14 protein-coding genes and 1 pseudogene are annotated in these 12,911 nt (G+C 62.6%); 4 read left to right on the forward strand and 11 right to left on the reverse strand.

From position 1 onward, the window contains the following. Nucleotides 1–251: 251 nt before the first annotated feature. The 3 genes from OKW26_RS39650 to OKW26_RS39660 form a co-directional block, all read right to left on the reverse strand. Nucleotides 252–647: a VOC family protein gene (locus OKW26_RS39650; protein WP_429356947.1), complete on the reverse strand. Its 396-nt coding sequence runs from the start codon at nt 645–647 to the stop codon at nt 252–254. Between the two features lie 282 nt (nt 648–929). Then, entirely contained in the window at nt 930–1,793 is an 864-nt protein-coding gene (locus OKW26_RS39655; protein WP_429356948.1) for a class I SAM-dependent methyltransferase, read from the reverse strand. 89 nt (nt 1,794–1,882) lie between these two features. After that, a complete protein-coding gene (locus OKW26_RS39660) occupies nt 1,883–2,776 on the reverse strand; it encodes an NAD(P)/FAD-dependent oxidoreductase (protein ID WP_429356949.1) in 894 nt (297 codons plus the stop codon). Between the two features lie 285 nt (nt 2,777–3,061). Here OKW26_RS39660 and OKW26_RS39665 point away from each other — a divergent pair, with 285 nt between their 5' ends. The 3 genes and pseudogenes from OKW26_RS39665 (at nt 3,062) to OKW26_RS39675 (ending at nt 4,934) form a co-directional block, all read left to right on the forward strand. After that, entirely contained in the window at nt 3,062–3,694 is a 633-nt protein-coding gene (locus OKW26_RS39665; RefSeq protein WP_018421953.1) for a TetR/AcrR family transcriptional regulator, read from the forward strand. Continuing rightward, nucleotides 3,682–3,803 (forward strand): annotated as a pseudogene (locus tag OKW26_RS39670) (IS5/IS1182 family transposase); the annotation flags it as partial. The gene OKW26_RS39665 and the pseudogene OKW26_RS39670, both read left to right, overlap by 13 nt. A gap of 807 nt (nt 3,804–4,610) precedes the next feature. Then, the gene (locus OKW26_RS39675; RefSeq protein WP_429356950.1) at nt 4,611–4,934 is read left to right on the forward strand and encodes a hypothetical protein; all 324 of its coding nucleotides are present in this window, start codon (nt 4,611–4,613) and stop codon (nt 4,932–4,934) included. A 273-nt stretch (nt 4,935–5,207) separates the two neighbouring features. Here the strand turns inward: OKW26_RS39675 and OKW26_RS39680 are convergent, their stop codons facing one another. The 8 genes from OKW26_RS39680 to OKW26_RS39715 form a co-directional block, all read right to left on the reverse strand. Beyond that, nucleotides 5,208–6,356: a WD40/YVTN/BNR-like repeat-containing protein gene (locus OKW26_RS39680; protein WP_429356951.1), complete on the reverse strand. Its 1,149-nt coding sequence runs from the start codon at nt 6,354–6,356 to the stop codon at nt 5,208–5,210. Nucleotides 6,357–6,439: 83 nt separating this feature from the next. Then, nucleotides 6,440–6,709, reverse strand: a complete 270-nt coding sequence (locus OKW26_RS39685; RefSeq protein WP_090803938.1) for a MoaD/ThiS family protein — start codon at nt 6,707–6,709, stop codon at nt 6,440–6,442. Between the two features lie 271 nt (nt 6,710–6,980). Next, nucleotides 6,981–7,427 carry a copper chaperone PCu(A)C gene (locus OKW26_RS39690; protein ID WP_244145121.1) on the reverse strand — a complete coding sequence of 149 codons (447 nt, stop codon included), beginning with the start codon at nt 7,425–7,427 and terminating at the stop codon, nt 6,981–6,983. Between the two features lie 115 nt (nt 7,428–7,542). After that, entirely contained in the window at nt 7,543–8,448 is a 906-nt protein-coding gene (locus tag OKW26_RS39695; RefSeq protein ID WP_429356952.1) for a copper resistance D family protein, read from the reverse strand. Nucleotides 8,449–8,450: 2 nt separating this feature from the next. Further along, nucleotides 8,451–8,816 carry a copper resistance CopC family protein gene (locus OKW26_RS39700; protein WP_429356953.1) on the reverse strand — a complete coding sequence of 122 codons (366 nt, stop codon included), beginning with the start codon at nt 8,814–8,816 and terminating at the stop codon, nt 8,451–8,453. Between the two features lie 18 nt (nt 8,817–8,834). Continuing rightward, on the reverse strand, nt 8,835–9,728 hold the full coding sequence (locus OKW26_RS39705; RefSeq protein ID WP_429356954.1) for a hypothetical protein: 894 nt from the start codon (nt 9,726–9,728) through the stop codon (nt 8,835–8,837). A 106-nt stretch (nt 9,729–9,834) separates the two neighbouring features. Next, nucleotides 9,835–10,215: a DUF2946 domain-containing protein gene (locus OKW26_RS39710; RefSeq protein WP_429356955.1), complete on the reverse strand. Its 381-nt coding sequence runs from the start codon at nt 10,213–10,215 to the stop codon at nt 9,835–9,837. A gap of 604 nt (nt 10,216–10,819) precedes the next feature. After that, the gene (locus OKW26_RS39715) at nt 10,820–11,812 is read right to left on the reverse strand and encodes a LacI family DNA-binding transcriptional regulator (protein ID WP_429356956.1); all 993 of its coding nucleotides are present in this window, start codon (nt 11,810–11,812) and stop codon (nt 10,820–10,822) included. Between the two features lie 331 nt (nt 11,813–12,143). On the opposite strand from OKW26_RS39715, the gene OKW26_RS39720 reads away from it, so the two are divergent. Next, on the forward strand, nt 12,144–12,911 hold the full coding sequence (locus OKW26_RS39720; protein ID WP_429356957.1) for a sugar phosphate isomerase/epimerase family protein: 768 nt from the start codon (nt 12,144–12,146) through the stop codon (nt 12,909–12,911).

Genomic DNA, 12,911 nt, shown 5'->3' on the forward strand with positions numbered 1-12,911 from the left:
CCTAAGTAAGTCCGGACCGCTGCCAGGCTTGCACCGAAGCGACACCGCTCTGCCTACGACGTCAGTCCGCCGGCGCATCTGGTTGGCGGACGGCGCAAATGGATCGATTGCGCAGATGAGCCCGGTTTCGTCGAAGGGGTGACGGCATTCGTCGGGAGGCAAAACACCCAACGTCGACCGAGCGTGCCGCACCGTTCTTGAGCTTTAGCGAATAGACGAACCGACAGAAAAGTGCTGCTGTCGGTAACGTCCTACCTTGAACGAATCTCGGCAGTACAGAGGTCGCGCTGATGTGTGGCAATCTGCCATGTGTTTCCCCACGGATCTCTTACCATTGCTCGCCTGTCGCCGTATGGCATGTCGGTTGGAACTTCGAGTGAGATCGCATTCGCCGCAATCGCTCGCTGGTAGGTCGAATCGGCGTCCTCGACGTAGACATACAGAAATGCCGGCATCGGATCGCGAAGGCCGTCTGCGCCGCTAACCATCACGACGGAATCGCCGATCATGATTTCGGCAGGCCGCCCGTGACGGAATTCGCCCTGTGCCTGAAACACCATCTTGATGAATGTGATCAGGTTTTCCGGATCCCGTACGACGATTCGGGGCGTGACGGTACGCCATCCATCGGGCTGAAATTTAGCCATGTTGGGCAGCCTCGGAAGAGATTCGCAAGGGCATTGTCCTCCGGGCGCCGGATGGCCGCAAAGGGGGGCGAACTCGGGCGAATCGGCATCTGGCTCGGTTCGGCCACAAACTGCCGGTCACATGCGCCGCCGGAAGGCCGCTCAGGCGTCGGCTCTGCTTCGCAACCGGCCATCTGATTGTCGCAAGGCGAGCGCTCGTTCAGCGGCCAGAAGGGACATCAATCTGGCCGGCCAAAGACGCCCTGTTCCACCGAGCGGAGGCATCTCCCCTGTTAATCCCTGTCAGCTTGCCGGATTTCGTGCCATGACGACCCATGCCGCGCCGTTGATCATCACCGACCCCTCGCCGGGGAGGCTCGCGAAGGCGGCACGAACTGCGGCGGAGGCACGGGCGCGGATGTCGTCGGGCTGACCAGCGAGCGCACGCGACAGCGGGCCGACCTCAAGCGTCATCCTCACTGCGTCGTCGATCGCCGCGTCCCGCGTTTCGCCCTCGCCGAATGGGACGGCCGCGTCGAAGGGCGAGATAACGATTTCGGTGAAACCGGCCGCCGTCAGGATGCGCGCCACGTGCTCCCGGTCGCCGAACGAAAACGGGCCGGGCGCTTCGGGATCGGGGAGCGCGCTCGGCGGGACGATGTCCTTGAGCGCGCCCACCGGCAGTCGCATCCAATCGTTCTCGGCCGCACCGCGCCAGCAGACGAAAGCGACCCGGCCGCCCGGCCGGAGCGCGCGTCGCATATGGGCGAACGCCGCTGTCGGATCGGGGAAAAACATCACGCCGAAACGCGAGAACAGAATGTCGAACGCGCCTTCGGGCAGCTCTGCGCTGCTGGCGTCGGCCACCTGAAACAGGGCCGGCGTATCGTGGCGCGCAAGCGCGCGCGCTCGATCGATCAGCGGTTCGGATATGTCCACGCCCAGCACTTGGCCCCCCGCGCCGACGCGAGCGGCCAGAGCCAGACTTGACGCACCCGCGCCGCAGCCGATGTCCAGCACGCGCTCACCCGTCGCGGGCGCGGCGGCTTCGATCGCGGCCTGGCCGAACACCGCCACCAGAGCGTCGAGCCGGACCTGGTTGGCGACCCAGCGCTCCCCGCTTTGACCATTCCAGTCACCCACCTGATCAGCACTTTGCTTTGCCATGTCATCTCCTTGACTCGACGATCCGCCTTTCGCCGCGTCGATTTACGCCAACCTTTTCGAAGGCGACGACGCAACAAGGATCTGTGCTCTCAAACCACCATCGACTGCTGGGCGAAGATACCCGCCATCGCGCCCTGCGATGAAGCCTGGGTGACCGAGGGCAAGAAGGGCGTGGCGAGGTCGCCAGCGGCGTAGATGCCGGGCATGCTGGTTTGGCGGCGCTCGTCGACTTTGAGGACGATGCCGGTGGGCGTATCGACCGTGGCGAGGCCCAGTGATTCATGCAGGCGTGCGGACGGCTTGTTGCGCGGATGGGCGAACAGGACGTCGACCGCGACATTGCGGCGGGTATCGAGATTGACGGTGTTGATATGGCCCTTGTGATGGGCGATCTCGACGATCCGGCCATCGACGACAGGTATGTTGCGACGCGCCAGATCGACTTGGATATCGGGCGCAATGTCATGACCATCGGCGAAGACAGTCAGTTTGTCCGTCCAATCGCGGAACAGCCTGGCAGACTGGTGCGACTGCGGGCTGGACCAGACGAGGCCCCAATGCTGGCCGGCGACTTCAAAGCCGTCGCAATAGGGGCAGGGCACGATGGACGTGCCCCAGCTTTCGGCAAAGCCCGGAACATCAGGCATCTGGTCGGCGACGCCATAGCTCAGGATCAGGCGGTGCGCCCTCAGGCTTTCGTTATCGTCAGTGACGACGCAGAAATCGTCGATGGCGCCAGACACGCTCTCGGCCCGGGCATCGACCAGCCTGATCGTTGGATAGCGCGTCAACTGCTGCCGCGCCTCGACCAGGATGTCCAGCGGTGGCTTGTGATCGTGGCCGAGCAAGCCATGCGAGTGGCCTGCAAAGCGGTTGCGCGGCCGGCCGGTATCGAGAACCGTGACCTTGCGGCGGGCACGGCCGAGCTGCAGGGCGGCGGCGAGGCCGGCAAAGCTGCCGCCGATGATGATGACGTCATCCATGGTGATGGGCTCCGTGTTGTGATTGGAGGGGTGGGCTGGGCGTGGTGTGCAATATCGTCCAGCGATACGCGCTTGAGACGGTCGGCGAGTAGGGCTTCGGCATTGGCGAGAAAGTTGCTGATGGCTGTATTGATCGGCCCCACAATCCCGCATTCGATATCGCCAGGCGCCCCGGGGAAACCTGATTTGGGCAACTGGTTGAAACCTATCCTTGGCTTGCACATTTAAGATACTGCGTGGTATCGTAGTGCAAGAATTTGAATACTGTCAAGTACTGGAATTGTTGTGACCGAAAACAGCCAGAGCCGGCGCGGCCGGCCCGCCAACGAGGCGCTTCGCCAAACGATCGTCGACGCCGCCTGCGAACTCTTTGTGGAATTGGGTTTTCAAGCGACGACCATGGACAAGGTCGCGCAGCGGGCGAAGATATCCAAGCTCAGCATCTATCGGCACTTCGAGAACAAGGAGGCGCTGTTCAGCGCGGCCATGGTGGCCCACTGCCATCAATTTGCACCCCAGGCCCTTTCTGAAAGCGTCGACGGTTCAGCCGAAGATCAGCTCATGGCGGTGGGATCATCCCTGCTTCGCACGCTGTTGAGCCCGGACGTCCGCAGTGTCGAAGCCATGGTTTTGGCCGACAAGACGAATCAAAAGTCGTTAAGCAAGCTCCATTACGAAGCCGGGCCCGCCCATGTCATCGCCCAAATCGAGGCCGTGTTGCGTCAGTTGCACGCGAAAGCGATTCTGAACGTACCCGATGCTCTCCGATCCGCCCGCTTGTTTGCCGCGCTTTTCAAAGGATCCGATCTTCTGCTTGTCGCACGCTTCGATGAGGCGAGAGCAGAGGATGACAACGAAATCGAATCCTATTGCCGGTCGGCCGTCGCCATGTTCATCGCCGCGCACGGTGGCATCTAAAGGTGCGCTATCGCGGCTTGATGAAGAACCCGCAGAGTTGCACACGCTGTTCGCTCTAAGCAATCTGTGGATGACGCGCGAACGACTGATGCGCGAGGCCGCTGCATGAGCGCAAAAGCCGCCCGCGCGGGCAGGCAATCGGCGCCTTCCTTATGCCGAACGTAGCGCTGCATTCGAGCCAGGTGCCGCACCGCTTCCACCGCATCGGCCCTATGTGGATGGCTCAGTGCGGCAAAACGAGTTCTGAACACCATCCCTAACCTTGCGGGCGCTTCCTTTCGATCTGGTGAACGACAAGCTGATTGCTTATAGAGAAATCAAACTTAAGTTCTAGAGCAATTCGAGGGTCGAGCAAGACGTCATCCTTGCACGGCGTAAGCCGCCTCACCAACTCACGGGTCTAAGCGTCCGCAGAGGCCGATGACTTGTCCCCCAGGCGACGGCACGGAATGACCGTTCCACTCCGATACCTACCCTTAGAACAGAGACTGCTCGACCGGCTGCAACGGGTCCACTTGCGACGATCCTCCGCTGCGGGCCGGCAAGCGGTTCCATCGAACTATTGCATCGACCGGTTGAATCCGCCAGTGGAACTGGGACGTTCAAAGTTGCTTTGCCCCTTCAGGTGGGCGATAGTTCAGAGGGTGGAATGACAAACCCAAGGCCCGCCAGATATAGCCGCTCACTCCAGTTGTAGCAATTCTGTAGCAAACCAAAATTCACCCCGCAGTACCGCGCCCATAGCCCCACGCGGCAACAATCGACCGATATCCGAACGTTGCGATATGACAGCGCCTCTTCATCCAAAAAAACCGTCTTATTTTCGCTCGAAGTCTGTCACCATTTCATGCGACACCGACCGTGAGCGTAGCGTTGGTCCTGCATCGCGGAAGCGTGTCCTAACGGGAGAGTCCTGATGAGCAAGAAGTCCGAAGCGAGCGGTAAGAGCGGCGCGAATGAGTCGACCGCTGCGACGCTGGCCGCGCTGGCGAATTACATCAGTGAATTCGTCATCAATGGGACGCTCGACACCAGATGCGCCGCGAAACTAGTTAAGCGCCTGAGAAAGGAAGCGGAAACCATTTTGGAAAATGGAAGCGCGACAAAGCTGGCACAAAAGGATCTTAAGAAAGCGTTCGACACGGTTGACGCTGCAGTCCAGGACCACGATGCGAAACTGCTGGTCACAGCTAACGCAGCACTACGTACAGCAGACGAGGAGAAAAAGGCGGAAAAGTAGCACTGAAGACTCGCACGCCTTGACGCCGTAGTAGCTGCGTCCTCCGCCAAAAGCTGTCTCTCGCGCAGGAGCGTCCGCGTGACTGCTGGTGCTGATCAGACATTCGGCGAAGTGTCAAAAGGTCTCTTGCGACAAGCCGAGCTACACAAAGCGGTTCGCCGGCGCGTACGGCTCGAAGTATCGATCCATCACGCCGATGCACGCATTCAGGCTATGTCCGGCGCATGAATGGCAATGTAGGCGTTTCATGTCTCACCAGCCCGCCCCGCGCCCTCATCCAAACCGAACACAATAAGCAGGCGGCAAATGCGCTGAAATCAAATGCCAGCTTTCGCCGCCGTCGTCGGACGTCCATAGCGCGCCGGTGGTCGACGCCATTGCGAGGCGCGTGCCGGAGTCATCTACAGCGAGCCCGTGCCGATACACGAGGTCATACGCCGGTGCAGGCGGCAACCCGTTCGAGAAACGCTCGAACGTGCGGCCGCCGTCGCGTGTGCGCGTGACGACGAACTGGCCGTCCACCGGGATCCGGCACTGGTCTTTCACGGCGGGCACAAACCACGCGGTGTCCGGCTCGTGCGGATGCACGGCAACCGCGAAGCCGAAGCTCGATGGCTGCGCTTCGATCCGCTGCCAGTGCGCCGCGCCGTCGGTCGAGCGGAAGATCGCGCAGTGATGCTGCGTCCACAGCGCATCTGGATTTGCGGCGCATTGCACGACGCGGTGCGGGTCTTGCACGTTGGCATCGCCGCGCCGCTCCGGCGGCATGTAGTCGGCCTCCATGCCTTCGGCACTAACGCGCCAGGTCGCGCCGCCGTCGGCGGTTTGCCAGACGCCGCCACACGACACGCCGATGGTCACGCGCCGGCTGTCGCGCGGATCGACCATCACGGAATGGATGCCCGGCGCGTCGTAGCCGCCTCCGAACCATTCTCGGCGCTCCGGGCGATCCCACAGCGCCCGGTTGAGCAGCCATGTATCGCCGCCATCGTCGGAACGGAAGAGCCCGCCGGGAATCGTGCCGGCCCACAGGACGCCCGGCTCGTCCGGGCCGCCGGTTTCGAGCGACCAGATTTGCTGGAGCGTCCAGTTAGGAGCCGGCGGGCTGGGCACGGCCGCGCTCGCATTGTCCGCGCTCGTGTCCGCGCCGTCACCGGCGTGCGTCTCGTCGGCAGGCTGCGGCGGGTAGACGGGGACCGCGCACTCTTCCCAATCCTCTATGCCCGCGCGCCGGCGATGCAGCTTCACGCCGAAGTGGCCGAGATTGAGCGCGGCATACAGCGAACCGTCGCGCGGATCAGGCAGCACCATGCTCACCGGCTCGCCGACGAAATACGGCTCAGCGAGCGTCCAGCCGCCCTCGCCGTCGGCTTGCAGAACGAACAATCCCTTGCGGGTTGCAACAAGCAATCGATCGCTCATGTGGAGTGTCTCCTGTCGACCAGAGTTGGCGCTTTAGCGCTTACTCTGGTCCCATGCAAAGCTCGAGTAAGAGTGGAACCTTCTTATCCGCCCGACAACGCCTGTATGACGTAAACCCGGCTTTCCTCGCCGAGCGCATCGGACAGATGTTGTCGGTCGCGCACCGGCCGGCCGTCGACAAACACGGCGAGATGTCTTCGCAGTGAGCCCTGATCGTCAAGGATGTAGCCGCGCAGTCGAGGTTGCGCGGCGAAGACGGCCTTCAGTGCTTCGCCGAGCGTGCGCGCGTCGATCTCGCGCTCGGGCGTTGCGATATGCCGTTGAATCGAAGCAGCGAAGAAGATGTGCGCCATGGCGGGGTAGCCGAGCGGGAATGGCCTGTTCGTCGATTCTGCAGTTTAGACGATCCGCCGGGTGCTTCGGGGCATCGCCATACAACAGACGACAGGTTGCGCCTCCGAAGCGGCCGTTGCGGTGTCGCGAGTCCGAAAGTCGGCTCGGGGTCGCGTGCCGCCGAGCGCATCGAGCATCATTGACCAGATACAAACGTCCGCCGCTTGCCCGAATCGTTGCAGCCCGCGTTCTCAAGTCTCGCGATCGATTTCGCGCGGGCTGCAAGCGTCATTACTGGCCGGTTGCGCTCTTCACCGCGCATTGCCCGACGATACTCTCCCCGTCACTGAATTTGAACGTGACGGGAACCGTCGAACCGACCGTCAGCGGCTTCTTTTCCTTCTCGAACATCACGTGATAGCCGCCCGGCGCGAATGCGAGTGTCCCGTTGGCCGGGACGGTCACCTTGTCGACCATGACCATCTTCGACGTGCTCCCGGTAGTCTGCGTCTGATGCAGCATGGACATCCCGAACGCATCGGTGCTAACACCTTCGAGATCGACGGGCTTGTCTCCCATGTTCATCAGCTTGAAGTAGCCTCCGGACGGCACGTCGCCCGGCATCGAGCGGATCCAGCAGTCGGACACCATCATGGCGCCCGACGAAGCGGCGAAAGCGGTTAGCGAAGCAGCCGCGAGCGGCAGCGCGATAGCCAGGCGGAAGAAGGGGTGGTGCATGGCATAACCTCCTGTTCTACGTTAAGGAAAATGTGATGGGCCGGTGGGACCTACGTCGCGGCACCGAGGCAAGGCTCGATCGTCATATCGGTCGCATGTCTACATGGTCGCTCCGCTATCCGCCCGTCGGCGACGTATGGCCCAGCACCGCAGCCAGCCCAAGTACGGCTAGCATGACGAGCGCTTCGACAGAGAGAACGCCGTCGAAGCGGCGTTGCGCGGCGGGGTAATCCGGATCGTTCCGCTCGGCAAGCACGAGCAGATCGGGCAGAATCGCCATCCGGTTCCAGCCGCCGAGCAATGTCGCCAGGACCACACATGCAAGCTTTGCGGCGAGCAACCGGCCCCAGTGTGTGCGCAACAGCGGCGCGCTGGCCTGCGCCGTGTCCTGAACGGCGTTGTAGAAACCGGTGACGAGAACAAACACGAGCGCAGCCGTCGCCAGATGAGACAGCGCCGAGCAGAACGCAGCCCTCTGGCCGGGCGGACGGCCTGGTTCGCGTTCGAGCCGGCGCAGCAGGATCGCGGCGACGATGACACTGCCGGCCCAAAGCGCAGTCGCGGAAAGATGGACGACGTGAATCGCCTCACGCCACGAGAAGTCGCCGGAGTCGGCCGCATGGCTCGCGGCTGCCTTGCCCGCGACCCACAGGACGAACCCCGCAGCAAAGAGCGCTGAGCCGCGCTCTTTCTTGAGGCCACTCAACGCCGCGAGCAGCGCGCCGGCAACGCCGATCGACCATGCCTTACCGAAGTGGGACTGCGTCAGTACTGGGGCGATAGCCGAACCAGCTTCACCGAGCGGCGAACCGCTCATGATTGCGGCCTGAAGCCAGAGGTACGCCAGGGCGGTGAGAGCGAGTGCGACTGACGCGACGGTCCGCCAGACTCGCGTCGTGTCTTGCCCTGGCAATCCGCTACGCGCGCCCAGCACGCCGCATGCAAGAGCGCCGGTAGCGACGGCAAACAGAATGTCCTGCATCGCGGCCAGTGCAATCTGGGCGACGACGAGCGGATCCACCGTTACTTCACCGTGAACGTGTAATGCCCCTGGGTGCGATGGCCGTCGTTGGCAACGGCGACCCACGAGACGGTATAGGCGCCCGGCACGAGGGGATTTAGCCCTACCGACATGTGCTTCCTGTTCGACGGGTCAACCGCAGCTTTGCTGCTCGTCACGGACTTGCCTTGCGAGTCGGTGACGGCGATCGAGCTGAAGGCGGGCTCCAGACCATCGTCGAAGTCGATCGCCACGTCCTTCTGCGAGGTCGTGACGGTCGCACCGGCCCCCGGCGCCTCCTGGGTCGGGTAGGCGTGCGCCTGCGCGAGATTGCAGCCGGCGATCATCAGCGCGGCGATGGCCGCGCGTGCAATCGTGTGCAGTTTCATGAGAGGACTCCTTACACGTTAGAACAGCGGCTTGCCGAGCGTTTTCGGCGCAATATCGTCGAAGAAAAGATGGGCCTGTACCAGGATGCCCACATGCGAACCGCTCGCGCTGTTGATTGGTATCTGGGCTTCGACACCGAACTGGCCGTAGCGGTTGATCCAGATGAACCCTGGATTGATTGTCCCAGTGGTTTGGCCCTGACTTCTCGATAGCGGAAACTCGACGATGGGAACAATGTTCGAGAGCGGCTGCGGCAAGCCGAAATCATGCACCTGCTGCTGCAGATAGGGCAGGCTGTACTGGACCGTGAAACCGTAGTCGAAAGAATTGGGCTGACCGGCCCCGGTGGTCAACGAAGGCCCAGCTTCGGCGGTAATGGCAACGGGTCGGAGATAGGCCAGTGAGTCGGGCAGATCGCCCATACCCTTGCCCACGTAGATCGTCGGCGAGATGGTCGAAAAGCTGTCCGCAATCGCGTGGCTGCCGGTTCCACCCAATTCCGCATGCACCCCGACTGAAGTCATGAATTCGTGCGGGGCGTTCACATACAGCAGATACTTCAGGCCGACTCCAAAGTTATCGAACCCGCGCGCAGTCGGATTGTTCTGCATCACGTAAGCGCCGTCGACGGACAGGGCAAGCCTTGACGTGATCAGCTTGTCGTACTCGAAGCTGAACGTATTGATGCTTTGATCGCCGTTGTCTCCAGGAACACGCTGATGCCCGTATTCGAAGTTAGCTTCATCGCCGACACCTGGATCATCGACGGCCAACGTTGACGGAAAGACACGGTCGCCCGCGATGGCATGGGCAGCGGCTGGCGATGAGGCGAGCAGGAGCGCAGTTGCAGCGAACGAGATCGATGCCGTGGCGAAGAAGGGTTTGCCATGGCGCAAGGTATTGGCATTCATGTTTCATCCATTGATTGAGGTCGTCATTGCGCCGCCGCGAGTCTGTGAAGAGACACGACGACGCCTGGCGATGCGTTCGTGCACGGCATCGCCACCAGGGCTCAATTCAGGATGAAACGGGGGGCGCGCGCGGCTGGGCGGATGCCAGCGGTTCGACGCGACGGATGCTCTCGAACCGCGTCGCAACGCGATGCTGGATGGCCCAGACCGTGACCGCAAATTCAGGCTGGACGCTCGGCAGTACGGGCGTGTGCGCAATCAGGTTGCAGTAGCCGCAAGCATGCCAGTGAGCAGCCAGCGAGTGGGAGGTGTCCTCGTTGCCCGGCGGATTGCCTGGAGTCGAATGTGCGGAGCAGAGCGAGGCTGAAGGAAGCCCAGCCTCGTTGCGGTCAGCCAGTGCCTGCGAAACCGTCGGCGCGAGCGTTGCCATCAGGATTGCCAGCAATCCCAGATAGGAGCCCAATTTCCGGCAGAAGCAGCTCAGCATAAGGCCGACGATTCGAGATTGGTCTGGTGAAGGTGAATGCGGCGCATTATGCCATGTGTTACTTGCAGGCATCGACCTATGACAGCTTGCCGCGTCAGACACGGCGACCCCAGGTACGCAGATGTAGCCTTGGTTGAGGCGCTTGGGTCCAAAGGCTCTTGCGATCGGTGTCGTGCTTCTGGACTGGAACCACGCACAGGCCGGCGCGGCTCTCGGTTACCGAGTTATCGCTAGTGCGCGGAACCGGTTTCCTGAATGACCGGACCCCGCTTGGCAACGGACGGCTGTCAGCCCCAAAGTCGAAGGTCTCTTTGGGGTCGACAACAGCCGAGCGCATCGGGTGGTAGCCGGCCCATCTCCAGTCATTCGCTCGCGTGCGCCCGCACCTGCTATTTGCTGATGGGTCTTCGGCTGGCTCGACTGAGCAAAACCGCCACAGCGACGGCGCCAGCCGCGGCGACCACGAAAGCTTCAACGAACGATTTCATGAGCCGTGAGAGCAAGGTGGCCGACATGCATCGGCGTCGGCAGCCTCACCAAAACTGAGCCAGCTTCAAACCACCTCGGTGGGCAAAGCAGATCTCTACTTCTCCCGATCGACCGCTCAAACCGACTCCCGCAGCACCAGCTGATGCTGCAGGATGCGCGACGCTGGGCGTTGGCCGTCGAGCAGCGCCAGCAGCATTTCGGCCGCCGCGGCGCCCAGCTCGACCATGGGCTGGGCCACGGTCGTCAGCCCCGGCTCGAAGATGCCAGCGATGGGCACGTCGTCGAAGCCCATTACCGCCACGTCGTGCGGCACCCGCCGGCCGGCTTTGCTAAAGCCCTTGATCGCGCCGATGGCCAACGTGTCCGAAACGGCGAACACGGCGCTCGGTGGATCCACCACCGCCAGCAGCTTTGCCGCCGCCTGGCTTCCGGCGGCGTAACTATTGTCGCCAGTAACGCAGACAAGCTCGGACGCAGGCGCGAGACCGGCGCGCAGTAGTGCCGCGTGATAGCCCTCGCGGCGCTGACGCGCATACAGGAAGCGCTCATCGCTGGTGATGAAGCCGATGCGCCGGTGGCCCTTGTTGATGAGGTACTGCACGGCATCCGTACCGGCCTGGCGGTGGTCGATGCTGACATAAGGCACGTCACTACCGGGCAAGTATTCCGAGCAATTGACCCATGGCTTGCCGTTCGCCGCCTCGCGCCGGGCTGCCGGGTCGGACATGGGCACGAGATTGATGACGCCGTCGCTCAGACTGCCGGCCAGCGTCGGCAGCGAGGCGTCCGCCGTGCCAGTCCAGGCTTCCAGGTCCGCCGGAAGCAGCGTGTAACCGGCCTGGCGACTGACCGCGCCGGCCCCGCGCACGATCTCGGCGTAGTAGGGGTTGGCGAAATCCGGCATGAGCATCAGCAGAATGCGACTCTGACCGGTACTCAGGCTGCGGCCGAACGGATTGGCCCGGTAGTTCAGTGCCCGTACGGCTGCCTCGACCCGCTCACGCGTGGCCGCCGTCACGGCCTTCGTCCCGTTGAGCACACGCGACACCGTGGCAATGGAAACGCCAGCCTCGCGGGCAACGGCTTCGATGGAGGGTTTGCTTCGCATTGGTTCGTTCAGGCAGCGGCGCGTTTGTCGCCAGCAGGAAGGTAACAATTTTAGCATCACGGGAAAAGGTTTTCCCCTCATGCGTCATCGAACCTCGAAACTGAGCGGGGATTCAGACTCGGCTTGCGGGGATCCATGGTGTTGCTGCAAACCGCAGCGTTATGCAATCCGCTTATCCGAAGCTTCTCGCATACTCCTGTTTGTGCCGGTCCCTGCTGCATAGGGTAAAGCCCTTGTTCCAGGTAAATGGGAAAGCGCTTACATTTTGACTTGCGCCCAGCGCCGTAGGCCATCCGTGCCGCATCCACCTTGACTCTTTGGATTGACGACCATGAATCAAGCCTTGCCCATTTCCATCCAGATTTACAGCCTGCGTAATGCGGGCGAACTCGACCGGCAGTTCGACATTGCCGCCCAAGCCGGATTTCGCCAGGTGGAGCTGATCGGGTCCTTGCTCGAAAATGCGGCCGACACCCGGAACAAGCTTCAGGCGCGCGGCCTTAGCGCCTCCTCCAGCCACCTCAGCATGGCCATGCTGCGTGAGCGGTTGCACGAAGTGAGCGCGGCGTGCGAGACCCTCGGTATCACCCAGTTGGTCATGCCCGCGGTGCCGCCCGCCGAGCGCGACAGTGACGCCGCATACTGGCGGGCGCTCGGCAACGAGTTGGGCAGCCTCGCCCATCGGCTAGCCGCTCAGGGCATCGCCCTCGCTTACCACAACCATGATTGGGAACTCAGCGCCAAGGAGAACGGCGCAACGGCGCTGGAACTGCTGTTCGAGTCCGCCGGGGCAAGGCCGCTCGGCTGGCAAGTGGATGTAGCCTGGCTCGTGCGCGGCGGCGCCGATCCTCTGCCATGGCTTCGTCGTTATACGGGCCGCGTGGTCTCCGCCCATGCGAAAGACCTCGCGCCCGCGGGTGAAAAACTGGACGAGGACGGCTGGGCCGACGTCGGTCACGGTGTCATGGATTGGCCCACGCTGGCCGCCGCCTGCCGCGAAGCGGGGGCGCGTTTCCTCGCCGCCGAGCACGACAATCCCAGCGACGGCGAACGGTTCGCCCGCAATGCCTTTGCCTATCTGCACCAGCTCGGAGCCTGA

The organism is Paraburkholderia sp. 32 (genome assembly GCF_050435345.1).
GTDB lineage: Bacteria > Pseudomonadota > Gammaproteobacteria > Burkholderiales > Burkholderiaceae > Paraburkholderia > Paraburkholderia tuberum.

Excerpts from the sequence above, each read along its gene's own strand:
- OKW26_RS39650 (WP_429356947.1), bottom strand. The coding sequence starts at position 647 with ATGGCTAAATTTCAGCCCGATGGATGGCGTACCGTCACGCCCCGAATC.
- OKW26_RS39655 (WP_429356948.1), bottom strand. The coding sequence starts at position 1,793 with ATGGCAAAGCAAAGTGCTGATCAGGTGGGTGACTGGAATGGTCAAAGC.
- OKW26_RS39660 (WP_429356949.1), bottom strand. The coding sequence starts at position 2,776 with ATGGATGACGTCATCATCATCGGCGGCAGCTTTGCCGGCCTCGCCGCC.
- OKW26_RS39675 (WP_429356950.1), top strand. The coding sequence starts at position 4,611 with ATGAGCAAGAAGTCCGAAGCGAGCGGTAAGAGCGGCGCGAATGAGTCG.
- OKW26_RS39680 (WP_429356951.1), bottom strand. The coding sequence starts at position 6,356 with ATGAGCGATCGATTGCTTGTTGCAACCCGCAAGGGATTGTTCGTTCTG.
- OKW26_RS39685 (WP_090803938.1), bottom strand. The coding sequence starts at position 6,709 with ATGGCGCACATCTTCTTCGCTGCTTCGATTCAACGGCATATCGCAACG.
- OKW26_RS39690 (WP_244145121.1), bottom strand. The coding sequence starts at position 7,427 with ATGCACCACCCCTTCTTCCGCCTGGCTATCGCGCTGCCGCTCGCGGCT.
- OKW26_RS39700 (WP_429356953.1), bottom strand. The coding sequence starts at position 8,816 with ATGAAACTGCACACGATTGCACGCGCGGCCATCGCCGCGCTGATGATC.
- OKW26_RS39705 (WP_429356954.1), bottom strand. The coding sequence starts at position 9,728 with ATGAATGCCAATACCTTGCGCCATGGCAAACCCTTCTTCGCCACGGCA.
- OKW26_RS39710 (WP_429356955.1), bottom strand. The coding sequence starts at position 10,215 with ATGCTGAGCTGCTTCTGCCGGAAATTGGGCTCCTATCTGGGATTGCTG.
- OKW26_RS39715 (WP_429356956.1), bottom strand. The coding sequence starts at position 11,812 with ATGCGAAGCAAACCCTCCATCGAAGCCGTTGCCCGCGAGGCTGGCGTT.
- OKW26_RS39720 (WP_429356957.1), top strand. The coding sequence starts at position 12,144 with ATGAATCAAGCCTTGCCCATTTCCATCCAGATTTACAGCCTGCGTAAT.